Source organism: Rhizobium ecuadorense, from assembly GCF_001187535.1.
GTDB classification, from domain to species: Bacteria; Pseudomonadota; Alphaproteobacteria; order Rhizobiales; family Rhizobiaceae; genus Rhizobium; species Rhizobium ecuadorense.
Window position 1 is genome coordinate 1 of record NZ_LFIO01001081.1, and the last position, 407, is coordinate 407.

At 57.0% G+C, this 407-nt stretch carries 1 protein-coding gene; it reads left to right on the forward strand.

Features of this window, described 5'->3' with window-relative positions; genetic code table 11:
- Nucleotides 1–315: hypothetical protein (locus AF337_RS22000; protein ID WP_244471296.1), on the forward strand; the 315-nt coding region annotated here is incomplete at its 5' end.
- Between the last annotated feature and the right edge of the window lie 92 nt (nucleotides 316–407).

The following is a 407-nucleotide window of genomic DNA, read 5'->3' on the forward strand; positions in this document are numbered from 1 at the left end:
GTTCAGGTGTTCCTCTCGATCAGCAGGGAGCTTCCCAAGACCTATATCGCATCACCAAGCTACGACCGTAACGACCCCAGTCGCGCTTCGAACCTCCGTCAGTGCCTCGAGACCGCCAGACGCCGCCTCGATGAGACTTCGCATGCGTCGGAAACCGAGAAAATCGAGACGCTTGTGGCTTCCGCCATCGAGGCGGGTTGGGAAGACGATGAAGTGCGCGACGCACTTAGCCCCGGTGACGAGCAACAAAACAAAATGCGGCAACAGGAACCACCTGTCCCAACTATCGGCGCGCCTCCATCGTCATCTTTCTGAAACCTCGTGGATGGTTTGCTTGCCGCCTCGATGAAGACCGCCATATAACGCGCGATGACATTTGATTCGAAGATTTTCGTCGGCCTGAGGCC